This is a genomic window from Paenibacillus ginsengihumi DSM 21568 (assembly GCF_000380965.1).
Lineage (GTDB): Bacteria > Bacillota > Bacilli > Paenibacillales > NBRC-103111 > Paenibacillus_G > Paenibacillus_G ginsengihumi.
Genome location: NZ_KB905595.1, coordinates 1 through 14867 on the forward strand (window position 1 = coordinate 1; position 14867 = coordinate 14867).

At 55.6% G+C, this 14867-nt stretch carries 11 protein-coding genes and 1 pseudogene; 11 read left to right on the forward strand and 1 reads right to left on the reverse strand.

Features of this window, described 5'->3' with window-relative positions; all coding sequences use genetic code 11:
- Positions 1 to 1614: 1614 nt before the first annotated feature.
- Positions 1615 to 2430 (reverse strand): annotated as a pseudogene (locus F591_RS32960) (ABC transporter permease); the annotation flags it as partial.
- Positions 2431 to 2858: 428 nt separating this feature from the next.
- Here F591_RS32960 and F591_RS0119600 point away from each other — a divergent pair.
- From F591_RS0119600 to F591_RS0119650, 11 genes are all read left to right on the forward strand, one after another.
- A complete protein-coding gene (locus F591_RS0119600; RefSeq protein ID WP_019536317.1) occupies positions 2859 to 4169 on the forward strand; it encodes an LLM class flavin-dependent oxidoreductase in 1311 nt (436 codons plus the stop codon).
- 29 nt (positions 4170 to 4198) lie between these two features.
- Positions 4199 to 5032 (forward strand): sulfurtransferase, encoded by an 834-nt coding sequence (locus F591_RS0119605; RefSeq protein ID WP_019536318.1) that lies wholly within the window; start codon positions 4199 to 4201, stop codon positions 5030 to 5032.
- Between the two features lie 65 nt (positions 5033 to 5097).
- A complete protein-coding gene (locus F591_RS0119610; RefSeq protein ID WP_019536319.1) occupies positions 5098 to 5967 on the forward strand; it encodes a LysR family transcriptional regulator in 870 nt (289 codons plus the stop codon).
- 149 nt (positions 5968 to 6116) lie between these two features.
- Entirely contained in the window at positions 6117 to 6665 is a 549-nt protein-coding gene (locus F591_RS0119615) for an OsmC family protein (protein WP_019536320.1), read from the forward strand.
- A gap of 21 nt (positions 6666 to 6686) precedes the next feature.
- Entirely contained in the window at positions 6687 to 7604 is a 918-nt protein-coding gene (locus F591_RS0119620; protein ID WP_019536321.1) for an ABC transporter permease, read from the forward strand.
- 34 nt (positions 7605 to 7638) lie between these two features.
- Entirely contained in the window at positions 7639 to 9189 is a 1551-nt protein-coding gene (locus tag F591_RS0119625; protein ID WP_019536322.1) for an ABC transporter substrate-binding protein, read from the forward strand.
- A 29-nt stretch (positions 9190 to 9218) separates the two neighbouring features.
- Positions 9219 to 10142, forward strand: a complete 924-nt coding sequence (locus F591_RS0119630; protein ID WP_019536323.1) for an ABC transporter permease — start codon at positions 9219 to 9221, stop codon at positions 10140 to 10142.
- Between the two features lie 21 nt (positions 10143 to 10163).
- The gene (locus tag F591_RS0119635; RefSeq protein WP_019536324.1) at positions 10164 to 11147 is read left to right on the forward strand and encodes an ABC transporter ATP-binding protein; all 984 of its coding nucleotides are present in this window, start codon (positions 10164 to 10166) and stop codon (positions 11145 to 11147) included.
- Positions 11144 to 12133, forward strand: coding sequence for an ABC transporter ATP-binding protein (locus tag F591_RS0119640; RefSeq protein WP_019536325.1), 990 nt, complete (start codon positions 11144 to 11146; stop codon positions 12131 to 12133). The genes F591_RS0119635 and F591_RS0119640 overlap by 4 nt, the downstream gene beginning before the upstream one ends.
- Positions 12134 to 12178: 45 nt before the next feature.
- A complete protein-coding gene (locus F591_RS0119645; protein WP_019536326.1) occupies positions 12179 to 13534 on the forward strand; it encodes an LLM class flavin-dependent oxidoreductase in 1356 nt (451 codons plus the stop codon).
- Positions 13531 to 14859 carry an LLM class flavin-dependent oxidoreductase gene (locus F591_RS0119650; protein ID WP_019536327.1) on the forward strand — a complete coding sequence of 443 codons (1329 nt, stop codon included), beginning with the start codon at positions 13531 to 13533 and terminating at the stop codon, positions 14857 to 14859. Before F591_RS0119645 ends, F591_RS0119650 begins: the two co-directional genes overlap by 4 nt.
- Positions 14860 to 14867: the final 8 nt, after the last annotated feature.

Consider the following 14867-nt stretch of genomic DNA (forward strand, 5'->3'; position numbering starts at 1 on the left):
AGGCAGAATCGCTCTTAACTATGGCAGCAACAGTCCTTGGTTTCTCACCGCAAGACGCATCTACCAAGCATTTGTTTAAAAAGCGACGGGCCGTTCGTAAAAAATGGAATACCTGCAAAAAGACAGGCTTATTTGGCATGCCTAAAAACGAATGAGGCAGACTGAAAGGCACAAAATGATCATTCGATATTAGTCCCTGTTCCTGATAAACCACCAAAGAAATCCACAAAATACCAAATCAGCAACTCGGGCTAAAGCAAGGTCACGGATTCAGGAATATTCTTTTGACCCTAATTTTTGGAAATTTCCGATGAATTTATCCCAATCGGAGAACGGGATGTCGCCAACAATGAATTTGGCTTCCATTTCGGCCACGTAGGTATTTATTTCCTTATCTAAAATTTGCATTCTCGTATTTTCCTCAGGGGTATAGTTGAAGATCGGCCAAACTTCCTGCAAAATATCGGCTTCGACCTTGGCGGTCGCTGCCGTGGCCGACGGCAGGCTCTCTCCGCCCTTGAAATATTGTTGCATGACCAGTGCCGGATATCGACCGCCGGGCCAGGTCACATAGGGAATGAGCGCCTGTTCCGTCGTCAGTCCTTTAGGATTGTTTTTGATCTCGTCGACATAATCGACAGAGCCGTCCGGCAGCTCCTTATAGGAAATATCCTTGAACCCCATAAAGAACATCTTGATGCCTTCTTCGCCATAGAAGTGATCGATCCAGCGGACGGTTGCTTCCGGATGCTTGTTGGTGCTCGTGATGACGAAGGAGCCGGGATAAGATACTCTCGGACGGGTCAACGAAAACAAATGATCCCCGTAAGGCCCCTTATAGGCCAGTCCGCCGACATACGAATGCTGATTCATCAACGTTTGCGGATTGGTCGTAATCATCGCTCCATATAGACCCTGCGAGCCTTTGGAATAAAACTCGTTGTTTTTGATCGTGAAGATGCTCTCGTCAATCAAGCCTTCCTGGTAAAGCTTATGGATGAATTGCAGCAATTCTTTGTACCGGGGGTCTGTGGGAATAAAACGGATGGCATTCGTCTGCGGATCCACATCGACGAGGTTATTGGCGGCACCCCGGTTGCCAAGTCCCCACGAGCCTCTCAAATATTGCATGAGCGGAGTAATGCCGACGCTGCCAAAGGGAATCTCGTCCGGCTGGCCGTTGCCGTTCAGATCGGTCGTCTTCACCGCTTTAAGGTAATTGTACCAATCGTCGATCGTTTTCGGTTCGTCCAGCTTTAACTGCTCCAGCCATTTCTGATTCAGCCACATTTTGTTGTTGGTGCTGGCCGTCTTGAAATTGGGATCGACAGCGGTCGGAAGCGAATAAATGTTGCCGTCGGTCATCGTAATCGCTTTTCTGATTTCAGGATATTGCTCCAGCAGCTTTTTGACATTCGGCGCATATTCGTCAATGAGATCGTTAAGCTTGATGAATACGCCCTGGCTTCCGTATTTCAGAAGATCCGAGGCAGGAAATTGCGCCGTATGAAAGGCGTCCGGCCACTCGTTGCTGGTGATGACGAGATTGCGCTTCTCCGCGATGCCCTCGAACGGCACCATCTCGAAACGGACCTCGATGTTCGTCAGCTTGGCGTTAATGACGGAGTTGAACAATCCGACGGCCGCCGAAAAGCTGAATTGTCCTTCAACGATGCCGGTACGATATACATAAGTGGCGATAATGTCGGACGATTCCATATTCAAGGAATTTTGCAGGAGAAATGCTTTTTCGAATCCGAGCCCCATCATCGTGCCGATCTGCAGCAGCAGCAGCACGACGATCGTCGGCATGATCCCCGGCACATTCACGTGCAGGATGCGCTGAAGGCGCGACGCTCCGTCAATTCTGGCGGCTTCATGCAGCTGGGGATCGATTCCGGCCAGAGCGGCCAAATAAATAATGGAGTTCCAGCCCATATTTTGCCAAATGCCCGACAAGACGTATATTGTTTTGAACCAGGCCGGCTCGGTCATGAAGGAGATCGTCCCGATCCCGAACCATTTCAACACCATATTGGCCACGCCATATTGAGGCGACAGGAAAATCATGATCATGCCGACAAGAACAACCGTCGACAGGAAGTGCGGAGCATAGGTGACCGTTTGCACCAAGCCTTTAAAATATTTATTTCGCACCTCGTTGATGCAAAGAGCCAGGATGATCGGAAAAGGAAAACCGACCGCAAGTTGGTACAAGCTTATGCCCAGCGTATTGGCAAGCAGCCTCCCGAAGTAATAGCTTTGGAAAAAGCGTTCGAAATGATCGAAGCCGACCCAAGGGCTTTCCCATATCCCTTTCATTGCCGAAAAATCTTGAAAGGCGATCAATAAGCCGTACATGGGCACATATTCGAATACGAGCAAGTACGCGAGTACGGGCAGCATCAGCAAATACAGGTCCCCGTTCATTTTCAAAGCCTTGGGCAGCTTGGAGCGGGCATAGGCTTTGCGCGATTTGCCGGTTCGCAACACGATTTCTTCCGATGAGCTTGGCATAACTCCCCCCTTATAACAAGGTCAAGCGGCCGCCGCCTTTCGTCCAAATAAAAAAGACACCAACTCCTGTAGCCGTCGCATCCGATAAATCGATCAACGACAGAAAAGTCCGTGTCCGGCGGTCCGGTATGATCCATATCCCTGTTATCCAATGGATATACTTCAGTTTTTATGATCTTATACTTTGATTTCGCCGCTGTCAATCCTGTTTTTTATTAATCCGATTAATTCAATAAGAATAGTTTACAAAATCCGGGGCAGTCATTACAATATGGGAAAAACAGCTGGGGTTGGTTTTCAAAGTGTGCCGCGAAAAAAAGATGATTTGAGGGGTGATGACGATGAGTGAAGCAAACCGCAGAATGATCCTGAATCTTGTGCTGAGCAACGCCGGTTCTCACTGTGGAGCCTGGCGCCATCCGAATACGAAGCTGGATGAAATTCACGATTTGCAGCATTTCCTGCGCTTGGCCCGAAGGGCGGAATCCGCGCGGCTGGACTCGCTGTTTATTGCGGACGGCTTGTCGGTCGAAGTCAAAGCCGTGAGGCACGGTCCGATCTTTGGCTTCGAGCCTCTGACACTGCTCTCCGCCATCGCTGCTGTGACAGAGAATATCGGCCTGATCGGGACCGTCTCCACCAGCTTCACCGAGCCTTATAATCTGGCCCGGGGCTTCGCTTCTCTTGACCATCTCAGCGGCGGCCGGGCGGGATGGAACCTGGTGACGACAGGGGTGGACCGCACAGCGGCCAACTTCGGCCTGACGCATCTTCCCACTCATGCGGAAAGGTACGAGAAGGCCCGCGAATTCGCCGAGGTCGTGCTCAAATTGTGGAGCAGCTGGGAGAAGGACGCGCTCGTTCAGGATGCCGTTTCAGGCGTTTATGCCGACGTGAATAAAGTGCGCGACATTTTCCACGAAGGGAAGTATTTCTCCGTCCGCGGCGCCTTGAATATCATGCGCTCGCCTCAGGGCAGGCCGCTGCTTGTTCAGGCCGGATCGTCCGAGGAGGGCAAAGATTTGGCCGCCCGGTATGCCGAACTGATTTTTACGATCCAGCGGACGTTCGAGGACGGGAAGCTGTTCTACGACGATATCAAAGCCAGAACAGCCAGGGCCGGCAGGCCGTCGCATGGCATCAAGGTGCTGCCCGGACTGCATGTCATCGTCGGAGCCACGGAGGAGGAGGCGAAGGAGAAGGCCGCCGAGCTGCGGGAGCTCATTCCTATCGAGCGTTCGGTCATGTCGATGTCCAATATGCTGGGCATCGATTTCTCGGCTTACTCGCTGGACGATCCGTTCCCGAAGCTGCCCGATCCGGAGAAGACTAACGCCTACCAGACTTTTCACAAGATGGTGAAAAAGATTGTGGATAGCCGGCCGATCACGATCCGCGAGGTTGTGGAGAAATACTGGGTAGGAAGCGGAGATCTCAACGTCGCGGGCTCGCCCGAGCAGGTAGCCGACGTCATGGAATACTGGTTCCGGAACGGAGCTGCAGACGGCTTCAATGTCATGCCGCAATTGGGCTTCGGGGATACCGATTTGTTCCTGGATCTTGTCGTTCCCGAGCTTAGGCGAAGAGGCCTGTTTCCCGCAGCGTATACCGGACGGACGCTGAGGGAAAATCTCGGTCTGGACCCGTTGTAACATGATCGAATGCCAAGGAGGAGCCTGTGATGACCGATTTTCATTCATCTGACTACCCGAACGGGCATCTGCTTGCCGATGTAGACTGGCTGACAGACAACTTGACGGCCGAAGGGGTCGTTATTCTGGACGCGCGAGCGCGCGGCTATGAGGCCGGTCATATTCCCGGAGCCGTTCGGATCGACGTCAAGGAGCTTAAGAACGCTTCCGGATGCACTTTTGCGCCGGCGGAAGCGATCTGCAGCCTGCTGGAATCTTGCGGAGTGAGCGACAGTCAGACCGTCGTCGTGTACGACGAGGGCGGCGGCGTCCTGGCCCCGCGCGTCTTCTATGTGCTCGAGTATTTCGGACTTATGGACCGGGTCAAGCTGCTGAACGGCGGATATCGCGCGTGGCTGGCGGCAGGCAAGGAAATATCGACCGAAGTGCCGACCATAAGGCGGGGATCGCTGACGCTGCGGGCCGATCCGAAGAAGGCCGTTACGAGGGAAGCGATTGAGGCCGGGCTGGACAACGCCGTGCTGCTCGATGTCCGCTCTGCCGAAGAGTACTTGGGGAAGGACATCCGCTCGAACCGCAAGGGCGGGCATGTGCCCGGCGCGCGGCATCTGGAATGGAAGGAGGCCTTGGCTCTGCCCGATGAGCGCGGGGTCGTCCGTTTCAAGGAAGCTTTGGCACTCAGGAGACAGTTCGAAGCTTGCGGCGTTCATGCGGACAAAACGGTCGTTCCTTATTGCCAGTCCAACCAGCGGGGCGCTCATGCTTACTTTGTGCTGCGGTTGCTCGGCTATGCGGATATTCGGCCGTATGAGGGCTCCTGGGACGAATGGGGCAATGCGGAGCATACCCCGGTCGAGGTGTAGCAAATGTGAGCCTGACGAGAGGATAATTCGAACCTGTATGGAGATCTCGACGGGAGGAGATGCCGATGGAAGACCGGGATTGGCATATACTTCATGCCTTGTACAAGTATAAGAACATCACGAAGACCGCCCAAAGCTTGTATATGTCGCAGCCTGCCGTAACCGGGCGGCTTCAGCAGATCGAGAAGGAGCTTGGCATCACCCTCGTGCAGAGGGGGAGGCGCGGGGTCAATTTTACGCCGCAAGGAGAATATATGGCCAGAACGGCGGAGGAAATGCTGAAGAAATATCAGAAAATCAAGGACGATCTGCTGAGCATGGACGATAAGGTGACCGGTACGCTGAAAATCGGAGTAGGCTTCTTTTTTACCAAAAATAAGCTTCCCAGAGTGCTCAAAATGTTCAAGGAGCGGTATCCGGAGGTCGAATACAAGGTCATTGCCGGGAGAAGCAAGGCGATTCATCAGCTGATCTTCAATCAGGACGTGCATATCGGATTTATAAGAGGCGATTATTCGTGGAACGGAGAGAAGCATTTGCTGTTTCGGGATACGCTGTGCGTCGTTTCCATCGATGACTTCGACCTGGCTGAGCTGCCTTACAAGCCGCGTATCGATTACGGAACGGATGTTGTGCTGAAATCGGCGATCGACAACTGGTGGACGGAGAATTACTCGGTGGCTCCTCTCGTCGGCATGGAGGTGGATTATGCCGATGCGTGCCGCGAAATGGTGATGAGCGGTCTCGGATATGCCATCATGCCAAGCATGTATTTTCATGGAGATCAGCTTGTCAAGAAAGAGATCACCGACAAAAATGGCGAGCCGATTATCCGCACAACCTCGATGTTCTACCATGAGGAATCGCTGCAGTCCAATCTCGTGCGCGCTTTCGTGGAGTTTGTGAAGCAGCTGGATTTCGAGAGCATTTTATAACGGGGCTATCGGATTTCGTTATGGCTGGGCATTGAAAATTCCGATTTTATTCATTGGCGACGATCTTATACAATATGCCTATAATAAATTCCAACTAAACCTATGGGTAATTCGTATTTGGGATTTTGCGAAGGAGAGGACGATCGATCATGACGACATTGAACGAATATCTCGCCGAAAAAAGGGAAGCGAAGCGGAAGCTGGACGAGCAGGCTTGGGCCGACCCGAAGCCGAGAAATTATACGGCTAAAGTCCGCGCTGCAGGTCGGAGCGGTGTCAGGGAAATCCGCATCCGGGATTACCGGATCATTAGCGACAGCCCGGAGAACTTCGCCGGATACAGCCTCGGGCCGGCTTCGCCGGAAATTCAGCTCGGCGTGCTGGGAAGCTGCATGACCCACATTACGCTCATTCAGGCGGCTAAGCTCGGCATCTCGCTGGAATCGCTGGAGATTGAGGTGCGTGGACAGGAGCATCCGTTAGCCGGCCAGGAAGGATACGAGGATGTCCCGATCTATCCGCACAATATTCATTACAAGCTGCATATCACCTCGAACGAGCCGCCGGAGCGTATTCAAGAGCTTCACGAGACGGTCGAAAAAGTATGTCCGATCTATAACCTGCTCCTGAACCCTCAGACGATTGCCGGGGAAGTCGTGCATACCCGCGCTGCCGGCGCGGATGAAGCGAAGCCGTAAAACGGCGGAGGATGCGGACCGGTGAGCAAATATATTGTCAAATCCGTGCTTCAGGTGGTACCCGTTCTTTTGATCCTGACGCTGATTGTCTTTATTCTGGTTCATGTTACGGGCGATCCGGTAACAATGATGCTGCCGGATACGGCAACGCCCGAAGATCGCCGGATATTGACGGAGGCGCTTGGACTGGACAAGCCGCTCCATGTGCAGTATGGCTTGTTTTTATCCCGCCTGCTGCAAGGAGACTTCGGGGAATCGTTCCGTTATGGGCAATCGGCGCTGCCGATCGTTCTGGAAAGGCTCCCGGCTAGCTTCGAGCTGGCGGCTGCTTCCATGATCGTTGCATGCTTTCTTGCCGTTCCGTTTGGCATCTGGTCGGCGCTGAAGCGGAATACCTTCATCGATCTGCTGATTTCGGGCGTGTCGGTGCTCGGCAAGGCGATGCCGAATTTTTGGGTAGGCATCATGCTCATTTTACTGGTAGCCGTACATTTGGGCTGGACTCCGGTGTCGGGAAGAGGGGGCTTCTCCCACCTTGTTTTGCCGGCGCTGACGCTCGGCACGGGCATCGCTGCCGAGATGACGCGTCTTGTCCGCTCCAGCGTGCTGGAGATCATCGGTCAAGATTATATCCGGACCGCGCGCAGCAAAGGTTTGGGTGAAAGGATCGTCATAGGCAAGCACGCGCTGCGGAATGCGCTGATCCCGATCGTCACGATTACCGGCTTGCAGCTGACGAATCTGGTCGGGGGCTCGCTCGTGACGGAAACAGTGTTTTCCTGGCCGGGAATGGGGCAATTAATCGTGCAGGCCGTAAGCACTCACGACATGGCGATCGTGCAGGCCGCCGTATTCGTCATCGCGCTGATGGTGATTGCCATTAATTTGCTTACGGACCTTGCCTATCAGGCGCTGGACCCTCGCATCAAATACAATTAACCGATATTTATGGGAAAAAGGAGCGTTCAGACTCATGCGCAGAGGAAATGCGAAATGGCCGCTGGCCATCCTCTTGTTGATGATAGCCGCCATCGCGGGGTGCAGCGCTGCCGAGACGGGCGGCCCGCCCGGCGTACAGCGCGACGGGGCGGAGAAGGTGCTGACGATCGGCAATACGATCGATAATGTGACCTTCGACGTGCACGATCACGGCAACACGCAGGTGGAATCCATCCATGTTAACCTGTTCGAATATTTGGTCAAAAAAGACGGCAGCGATCCGAGTAAGAAGCTTCCGGGACTGGCCGTCTCTTGGGAACAGCTAGACGATATGACGTGGAGGTTCAAGCTGAGGGAAGGCGTCAAATTTCATAACGGCGATCCCTTCACCTCCGCGGACGTCAAGTTCACGCTGGAGAGGGTAGCTCAGGACCCGTCGCTGATCGATTATTCTTCTTACAGCAGCATCAAGCAGGTCAATGTGATCGATGACTTCACGGTCGATATTGTTACGAAGCAACCAGATCCGATTTTGCTGGCTAGGCTGAGCCGCATCAGCTCCGGCATCCTTCCGGAGAAATATTTCAAGGAGAAGGGCGTGGAAGGCTTCAATGCCGCTCCGGTTGGAACGGGACCTTACAAGTTTGTGAAGTGGGTGAAGGACGACCGCGTCGAACTGGTCAAAAATACGGAGTATTGGGGAGGCGATCCGAAATGGGACCGCTTGGTCTTCCGCACCATTCCGGAAGCGACGACACGCATTTCCGAACTGCTGACCGGAGCGATCGATATCGCCGTGATCATTCCGCCGGCGGATATTCAGCGGGTCAAGGATAGCGGGACGACCTATTATACGGATTTGGAGAGCGCGCGGGTGCAAAGCTTGCTTGTCCGGCAAACCCCCGGAACGGTCACGGCCAATCCGAAGGTGCGGGAAGCGATCGAACTGGCCATCGACAAGCAGGCCATCGTCGACAGCGTTCTGGGCGGGGCCGGCGTGCCAACGCAGGAGGCGATCGGTCCAGGCATTCTCGGACATCTCCCGTCCCTGTTCAATACCAATATCTATAATGTGGAGCGCGCCAAGCAGCTGTTGGCGGAGGCGGGCTATCCGGACGGCGTCGAGCTGACGCTCAGCAGTCCGGCCAGCACGAAGGAGGTGGCGGAGGCGATTGCCGCTTATTTGACGGAGGCTAATTTCAAGGTAAAGCTGGAAATTTTGGAGCAAACGGTCTACAAGCAGCGGGACAATTCCAACACATTCAAGGAATTGGCGCTGCAGGGCAAAGGCAACTCCATGTTTGAGGCGCCGCTTCCGCTGGAAATCTTTATCACGGAGAACGCCAAAGGCCAGACGGATTACAGCAACCCCGAAGTGGATCGGCTGCTGAAGGCCGCTGCCGTCAATATGGACGATAAAGAACGGGAAAGCCAGTATCAGAAGGTTCAGCAAATATTGGCGGTCGACCGGCCCCGCATTTTTCTGTATCAAAACAAGTTCAATTACGGGGTGAACAATCGGATCGGCTTCACTCCCCGCGCGGACGAAATGTTCTACGCCGAAGACATTGTGTTGAAGCAATAGCAGACAGGTTAGGAGGGAATCGTACAGCCGTGGATTTGTCCAATGCAGTTCATTCCGAGACGGCCCATGCCCCGCCTATTTCGGAGGCCGGAGCGAAGAGAGGGGGGCTGAAGGACGGATGGAAGCGTCTGTTGGAAAGTAAAACGGGCGCCTTAGGCCTGCTGCTGCTCGTCATCATCATCTTGATGTCGGTTGCCGCTCCTCTTATCGCGCCGCACGATCCGGCCAAAGCGAATATGGCCGGCAAGCTGCTCCCTCCTGCCTGGGAAGCGGGGGGAAACGCGGACCATCTGCTCGGGACGGACGGTCTGGGCAGGGATATTTGGAGCCGGATCATTTACGGATCGCGGATCTCGCTCATCGTCGGCTTTTGCTCGGTAGTTATTTCCGGCTTCATCGGCATCGCTTTGGGCCTGCTCGCCGGCTATTACGGCCGCTGGATCGACGCTGCCATTATGCGGGTTGTGGATGCCTTCCTCGCAATCCCGACGATCCTGTTCATGATGCTGTTCATGTTAGTGCTCGGAGAAGGGGTAGGCACGCTGATCTTTGTCATAGGAATCACAGGGTGGGTCAGTTACGCGAGAATGATTCGCAGCGAAGTGCTGAGCGTGCGGGAGCGCAATTACGTTCAGGCGGCCAAGGTGATCGGAACGGGCGATTTCAGGGTGATGCGGACGCACATATTGCCGAATGTCCTCTCTTCTTTTATCGTGCTCTCTACACTGAGTGTCGGCCGGGTCATAATTTCCGAAGCGGCGCTGAGCTTCCTGGGACTGGGCATTCAGCCTCCCGAAGTTTCCTGGGGCGGCATGCTGAGCGACGGGAGGCAGTACCTGGCAACGAGCTGGTGGGTAGCGACCTTTCCGGGGCTTGTCATTACCATAACCGTGCTTGCCATTATTTTCGTTGGCGATTGGCTGCGGGATTGGCTCGATCCCAAGTTGAAATAATGCAGGAGAGGAGTGAGTATCATGCCGGAGGCGTTACTTGAGGTGAAGGAGCTGCAAACCTCTTTTCCAACGAAGGATGGCCCTGTACCGGCAGTGAACCGGATCTCGTTCCGGGTGGGCAAAGGCGAAACGCTGGCGATTGTCGGCGAATCGGGCTCCGGCAAAAGTGTAACGGCGCTCTCGATTATCGGACTCGTCGACCGGCCGGGTAAAGTGACGGGCGGCGAGATCAGAATGGACAACCGTAATCTGCTCGAACTAAGCGGTAGGCAAATGCGCCGCATCCGAGGCAGCGAGATTGCGATGATTTTTCAGGAGCCGATGACTTCGCTCAATCCCGTTTTTACCGTCGGCAGCCAGATTGCCGAATCGCTGCGGGCGCACCAACGTTTGACACGGGCCGAAGCCCGCTCCCAAACCGTCGACCTGCTGAGGCTGGTCGGCATCCCTGACCCGGACAAGGCTGCGCATCGCTTCCCGCACCAGCTGTCCGGCGGCATGAGGCAGCGGGTCATGATCGCCTCGGCCTTGTCCTGCCAACCGAAGCTGCTGATTGCCGATGAACCGACGACCGCCCTCGACGTGACTGTGCAGGCGCAAATTCTGGATTTGATCCGCCAGCTTGCCCGCCGGATGGGGATGAGCGTCATATTGATCACCCACGATCTGGGCGTTGTGGCGGAGATGGCCGACCGGGTAATCGTCATGTATGCCGGCGAAATCGTGGAGGAAGCTGGTGCGGAGGAATTGTTTGACCGGCCGCTTCATCCGTATACGATCGGTTTGATGAACGCGCTGCCCCGGCTTCATGTACATCAGGAAGAGCTGTATTCGATCCAAGGCACGGTCCCGCATTTGCTCCGGCTTCCGCCCGGCTGCGCGTTCCAGTCGAGATGTCCCGCCGCGACTGCCCGATGCCGCGCGGACAAGCCGGAGCTGGCGCAGGCGGCAGACGGCCACAAGGTTCGCTGCTTTCATCCCGCCGGCAAAGGAGAGATCGTATGAATGCGGCTGCACCGGACGCCAAGCCATTGCTTGAACTAAAACATGTAAAAAAGTGGTTCGCTTATCGTTCTGGCATTTTATTCAAAAAAACGGGCTATATCCGCGCCGTAGACGGCCTGAGCTTCACGGTAAACAAAGGGGAGACGCTGGGCATCGTCGGTGAATCGGGCAGCGGCAAATCGACGGCCGGCCAGCTCATTCTGCAGCTCCAGGAGCCGACGGAGGGCGAGATTTGGTTCGAGCAGCGGAAGCTCACGGGAATGAGTCCCAAGCAGCTGCGAGCCGTTCGTTCCGAGCTGCAGCTTATTTTTCAGGATCCATACACCTCCTTGAACCCAAGAATGACCGTCAAGGACATTATTGCCGAGCCGCTGTCCGTTCACCGGGCGGCGGAAGGCAGGCAGCTGCATCGCCGCGTTGCGGAGCTGCTGCACGAAGTGGGACTCGGTGAGCATCATCTGAACCGGTATCCTCACGAATTCAGCGGCGGCCAACGGCAGCGCATCGGGATTGCCAGAGCGCTTGCTCTCAGACCGAAGCTGATCGTCTGTGACGAGGCGGTCTCCGCACTCGATGTGTCGATTCAGGCGCAAATCCTGAATTTGCTCAAAAAGCTGCAGAAGGAATACGGGTTGACGTTCATTTTCATTGCTCACGGCATGGGCTCCGTCAAGTTCATGAGCGATCGGATCGCTGTCATGTATCTCGGCAAAATCGTGGAGTTAGCGCGCCGCGACGAGCTGTTTGCCCGTCCGAAGCATCCGTATACCCAGGCGCTGCTGTCGGCCATTCCGGTCTCGCATCCGCGGGAGAAGAAGGAGCGGATCGTGCTGCAGGGAGAGCTGCCCAGTCCGGCGAACCCGCCCGGCGGGTGCGGCTTTCATACGCGCTGCCCGATCGCGAAGGACATTTGCCGGCGAGAGGCCCCGGTATTTCGGCAATATTCGGACAGTCACGGGGCTTCGTGCCATTTTCCGCTCCAATAATCAATGCGTCCCCGATTGAATACTAACGAAAAGAGGCGATGAGCTATGGGTCGTCAGCGTCAAATGATTTTGAACTTTTTTATGAACAGCACGGGCTTTCATGAGACGGCTTGGAGGCTCCCTTCGGCGGAGCCGGAAGGCGTGACGCAGTTATCCTTGTACAAAAAAATGACGCTCATTGCGGAACAGGCCAAGTTTCACACGGTCTTTCTGGCCGACGCCTACGAGCTCGGAGAGAAGGTGAAGCACCAGGCGCTCAGCCGCCTCGAGCCTTATACGCTGTTGTCCGCTTTGGCTGCGGTAACGGAACGGATCGGGCTGGTGGCCACTGTGTCCACCTCTTATACGGAGCCGTATCATACGGCCCGTTTGTTCGCCTCGCTGGACCATTTAAGCGGCGGACGCGCCGGGTGGAATATCGTCACGACCGGGATCGGCAATACGCACCTGAATTTTGGCCGGGAGCGCAATTACGAACATGCCGAACGCTATCAGCGGGCCATGGAATTTGTCCAGCTGGCCGGCAAGCTGTGGGACAGCTGGGAGGACGAGGCGCTGTTGTTCGATAAAGCCCGCGGCCTGTATGCCGATGATGAGCGTATTCACGCGGTGCGGCATAAGAGCCGGTCGTTCTCGGTGGAAGGCCCGCTGAATTTGCCCCGTCCGCCGCAGGGCTACCCGGTGCTGGCTCAGGCAGGCTCGTCGGAGGACGGCAAGGAGCTCGCTGCGCAAATCGGCGAATTGATCTATACGGCGCAGCAGACGATGAAGGATGCGAAGGCCTTCTATGCCGATGTGAAGTCAAGAGCGGAAAGGTATGGCAGAAATCCGGAGCATATCAAGATCGTGCCGGGCTTCAGCGTCATCGTCGGGGCAACGGAATCCGAAGCCAGGGAGAAGGAAGCCGAATTGCGCGAATCGATCATTCCGGAGCTCGGATTGCACAGGCTCTCGAAAAGACTCAAGGTCGACCTGTTCTCCTATCCGCTGGACGGTCCCGTGCCTGAGCTGCCGGATCCTTCTACGATCAATGAGAACCGAAGCCGGTTTGAGCTGATGAAAACGATGATCGAAAGCGAGAAGCTGACAATCCGCCAGCTCATCGAGCGGGTGTCCGGGGGCAACGGACACCGCACTTTTGCCGGAACGGCCGTACAGGTGGCTGACGAGCTGGAGGAGTGGTTTACCGGGGAAGCCTGCGACGGATTTGTCATTCGGCCGCAGGCGCTTCCGGCCGGGATTGACGATTTTGCCCGGCTTGTCGTACCAGAGCTGCAGCGCAGAGGCTTGTTTCATACAGAATATGCGGGGGCGACGCTGCGCGAAAATTTGGGCCTTCCCCGCCCCGCGAATCAATATGCCGCGCGTCGCGGAGAAGAGAGAGGAGTTCAACCGGTATGAGCGGAGGAAGAAAGCTAAAGCTCGGATTGTTTCTTCAAGGAGCGGGTCATCACATTCACGGATGGCGCTATAAGGACGCGCAATCCGGGAGCGAAAACTTCGAGCTGATCAAGCGGCTCGCCCAAACCGCCGAGCGGGCCAAGCTGGACATGGTATTTTTGGCGGACGGCCTCACGACATCACCGGACCATGCCGCTTCGGTCGTAACCCGTTTCGAGCCGATCACCCTGGTTGCGGCGTTGGCTGCGGTCACAAGCCGGATCGGCCTGGCCGTGACGGCATCGACGACTTATTATGAACCGTTCAATCTTGCCCGGCTGCTGGCGTCCGTCGATCAGCTGAGCAACGGCCGGGCGGCCTGGAACGTGGTGACGACCTCCTCGCTGGAGGCGGCCGAAAATTTCTCCAGGCAAAAGGAGGAGCATCCGGAGCACAGCGAGCGTTACGAGCGCGCCGCCGAATTCGTCGAAGTCGTTAAGGGGCTGTGGGACAGCTGGGAGCCGAACCCATACAAGATTGATAAAGCGACTGGCGAATATATCGACAAGCGTAAACTGCACGAGCTGAATCATGTCGGAAAATTTTTTTCCGTCAAAGGTCCGCTGAGCGTGACCCAAAGTCCGCAGGGGCATCCTGTCGTCATTCAGGCCGGATCATCGGAGCCGGGGCAGGAGCTGGCGGCGCGGATCGGCGAGCTGGTGTTCACCGCGCAGCAGTCGTTCGAGGATGCCAGGGCGTTCTATGCCGGTTTGAAAGGCCGGCTTCCGAAATACGGGCGCTTGCCGGATCATGTGCATATACTTCCGGGGTTGTTCCCGGTCATCGGCGCAACGGAAAAGGAAGCGAAGGAGAAATATGAAGAGCTGCAAAGCTTTATCGACGATTCGCGAGCCTATGATGCCCTGGAAGAACGTTTTCAATACGATCTGAGGGAGTACTCGCTGGACGAGCCGGTGCCGGATATTCCGGAATCGAGCGGACGGAAGAGCAGGCCGCAGCTTCTGCTCAAGCTGGCCCGCGATAAGGGACTCACGCTCCGCCAGCTTTACCGGGAGGTAGCCGGAGCGCGCGGGCACCGCATTGTAGTTGGCACTCCGCTGCAGTTGGCCGATCACATTCAGAAGTGGTTCGATGGTTATGCGGCTGACGGCTTCAATCTGATGCCGCCGTATGTCCCGGGCGGGTTCGACGATTTCGTGCAGGGGGTCATTCCGGAGCTTCAAAACCGGGGACTATTCAGGACGGAGTATGAAGGGAGCACACTTCGCGAAAATTTAGGATTGCCCCGGCCGATTAACCGCCATACGCGCGTATCGGCACGCTGAAAGATTAT